Origin of the sequence: Endozoicomonas sp. ONNA1, assembly GCF_024606325.1 — a bacterium.
Lineage (GTDB): Bacteria > Pseudomonadota > Gammaproteobacteria > Pseudomonadales > Endozoicomonadaceae > Endozoicomonas_A.
In genome coordinates, this window is record NZ_JAHHPN010000125.1 from 1 (window position 1) to 3,199 (window position 3,199).

Consider the following 3,199-nt stretch of genomic DNA (forward strand, 5'->3'; position numbering starts at 1 on the left):
ATTGATTCTCCTGAACAATTTAAATAACGACCTATTTGCCAGCAGTTGCATTGTAACCCTGTTATTTAACGCAGTTGCTGGCAAAAAATATTTTTTTACTGGTTTTTTATATCCTTGGAATCGATAAAACCCGGATATACAGATTTGGGGATTTTTTCACCAAAATATATCAGCTTAGAGTTGTTGTTTCTCCAAAAAGCCTCTGTTTGTTTGAGCTGAACATACAAGGGTGTAATGAGTCTTTCATTGGCTATTGCCTCTTGCAGAGTGGCATTGGCACGGGCTTCACCACTTATTTTTATGACATATGCTTCTGCTTCACCCTTTTGCCTGAGTATAAACGCTTCTGCTTCGGCGTCTTCACGTAATTGATGAACTCTAACAGCAACTCGGATTTTTTCTAATTCCATTTTATTTTTTTCCTCAGCCAGTTTTTTTTCATTCTCTATTGCAGCTACCATTTTATCTGTATCAGCCTTTTTTGATCGTTCCAATTGTTGGGTTTCGGCTTCCTTTAGTTTCCTGGCTTGAGTTTGTGAAACAGCTACGAGCTTGCTTTTCTCTTCTACAATCACTTCATAGTTTCTTTTTATGTTTTCTGGTAGAACTGGTTTAGAAACAACTACTTTGTTTACTTTTAATTTAGAATGACTTTTCCCTTGCTCTTCAATTAAGTGTTTTAACAAAAAATCATTTATAGCAGGAAACTTGTCAATATATATTTCTTGGGCCGTCATGGTCGTGCACAGTTCTGTTACTGCCTGGATTGTCGGCTCTGTTATTAAATAATGATCATATTCTTCGCCAAAATTTGAGACAATATTTAACACTTCGTCTTTATGAAGTTGATTATAAACTGCAATTCTAGGGAATATAATTGTGAGACCGTCCATAGTACCGCATGGTATATTCTCAATAATATCTATCTGAGGCCTTACATTTATCCTCATTCCTTTGGTAATAGGCCATGAGAATAAACTGTGTATTCCCGGTTCATAAACTTTGTTATAAAAACCACCTCTGAAGAAAATACCAACACTGCCTTCCGGGACTGTATATGTAAAAGGAATCCAACTGTATAACCAGTGAACTGAGATTTCATCAGAAAAGGTAGTTTCAACAACGAGCAACGAAAGTATCAAAGCTGCTATTTTTTTCATAACCCAACTCTCTGGATAGTTCGAATTTTGCAGCTACAGGTATAGCACAGTTAGTATGAGAAGCAGTAAAAATGTACACCAGATTAAGCAATCTTCTGCTCGTTCGTAGTTCTCAGGGCTTAAATAACCCTGACAGCTATGCCGACGAGTTCGATTATACTCAATTTCAATGTATTCAAATACTGCTTCACATCAACATCGCAGAGAGTGCCCAAAGAAACGGTAAAAAGTAGTAGTCCTACGGCATATGTCGATTATGTCTCCAGCGAGCTAGCTTGTAGGTTTTTCGACAGCCTTTGGCGCAGGAACGGTACGAAAAAGCTTCAGGCTCATTCCATATTGGAGAAGACTGCTTTTTGAATTACCGTTCTCTGGCATTTATGACTACACGTCTCAGGCCATTGTTGAAGGCTATAGCTATGGCTGTAGCCGCAACAAACACCAACCCATTTACAATAAATGTCACTACAACTGCAGATGCTTCCGACTCTTTAGTAGGTATAGTCGGACAGCTTTCACATTGGCACGGAGAAGTTTTTCCAAAGAACTTTTCATTCGTGTCATCAAAAGAACTGAAGTTTACAAAATTATAGAGTCTGGTTTTCGGAGGGTGGCTCACTAAGCGAGGATCAGAGATGTTCTGAACATACATTTCAATTTCTGATATATTGCCGATAGGCAGGTCAAGTCGATTACGCACTTCATCTATGACATTAACAAAAAGAACATTGGGTAATACTATTCCATCAACCAGGCAGCCTCCAAATGAACTGGCCGCATGTCTTCCTGTTTTGGAGCAAATGGGGCACTGACAATGGAGTGAGTTGTCTGAAAAGCTAACGAACTCGCCTTTAGTCTTAAAAGAGCGCACGGACTTGTTGGCTGATAAAGCAATCTCTCTCACCGTATTGGCACTGGTCAACATGGGAAAGCCTTTTTTAGGATCATAAATCAATACGCCCTGTTGGTACATATCCCTTATCAGCCTCTCAGTATTGATAATGGCAAAAACACGGCAGCCTGTGAAGTTGTATGAGGGTTGTTCTATATAGTCAGTAAAAGTGTTTTCAATTGACTTTGTGTAGAGCGGTGAAAATATTGCAACAAATAATGCCCCGACAGGGCTGAATCGAGTAAAAGTCGGATAGTATCTTCGAATCATTAACCAGGTTCTCCTGACCCAATGTGGAATTTCTTCTTTTAGTTCATCAAGTTCATCCAGGTGTTTGACTATTTTTCCTATCTGTTCATGAATAGCTCTGGCTCTATCAGAGTTCATCTGAACTGCCGAAGTTGTAAAGTAGATAGGAGTGCCATCAGGTTTTGCACTAAAGACAGTGGATTGCTTGAAAGTTTCTATGGCATTTTTTATTGCTATAGGGGGAGCCTGTTCGGGTAGCTCGTTTTCACTAACAGCAATATGACTTTTATTGAGACTAATGGCGCCCAAAACAGTAAGCGACGAGGAAACTGATGTTGCAGCAAGTGTATTGGTTATAACAATTTCGGTATAGCCTGAATAAACTTCAGGGTCATCCGAGCTTGGCTGTTCGCCCGCTGGGTTGATTGGAACAGCCGTCATTGGAACGGGTAAAGCCTGGCTCATAGCATGTGAAACTGTAAATGTTTTGTTCTTTTTTTTTGAGATACACAGGAAATACTGGTATGGACCGTCCCTCATCAGTTTGGTACCACCATCATCACAGAACTCCTCTATGCTTTGTGAGTATTCAAACTCCCAGGCAGAGAAGGCTGTCGGCGCAAAAAAAAAGACACCAGGGCACAGAGAAGTATTTTTCTACCTTTTATTCTCCAGGATTCAGGTAAATGAAAAATTGAAGTCATGATTAAAATAACCTGCTGAAGCGCCACTTAGGTATAAATGTGAACAATAGACGTCATTGGTGAGTATTTCTAATCATTGCTGACCAGCATAACTCAGATCCGGAGGCAGATACTGAGCCGCCGGTTAGCTGTCCAGGGTCTAGGAGGCTGACCGAGAATAGCGCCCGTAGCGAGGACGGCAGAAAATTGAGGAT

At 40.2% G+C, this 3,199-nt stretch carries 2 protein-coding genes and 1 pseudogene; all 3 read right to left on the reverse strand.

The window, feature by feature from the left end:
• Positions 1-95: 95 nt before the first annotated feature.
• The 3 genes and pseudogenes from KDK19_RS02770 to KDK19_RS02780 all read right to left on the reverse strand — a co-directional run bounded on the left by KDK19_RS02770 (position 96) and on the right by KDK19_RS02780 (position 2,742).
• Positions 96-1,160: an SPFH domain-containing protein gene (locus KDK19_RS02770; RefSeq protein ID WP_257279733.1), complete on the reverse strand. Its 1,065-nt coding sequence runs from the start codon at positions 1,158-1,160 to the stop codon at positions 96-98.
• Positions 1,161-1,193: 33 nt separating this feature from the next.
• A pseudogene (locus KDK19_RS02775) lies at positions 1,194-1,349 on the reverse strand (IS3 family transposase); the annotation flags it as partial.
• A gap of 172 nt (positions 1,350-1,521) precedes the next feature.
• Positions 1,522-2,742: a hypothetical protein gene (locus KDK19_RS02780; RefSeq protein ID WP_257291304.1), complete on the reverse strand. Its 1,221-nt coding sequence runs from the start codon at positions 2,740-2,742 to the stop codon at positions 1,522-1,524.
• Between the last annotated feature and the right edge of the window lie 457 nt (positions 2,743-3,199).

Coding starts and splice junctions, on each gene's coding strand:
- KDK19_RS02770 (WP_257279733.1), bottom strand. CDS start 1,160: ATGAAAAAAATAGCAGCTTTGATACTTTCGTTGCTCGTTGTTGAAACT.
- KDK19_RS02780 (WP_257291304.1), bottom strand. CDS start 2,742: ATGACGGCTGTTCCAATCAACCCAGCGGGCGAACAGCCAAGCTCGGAT.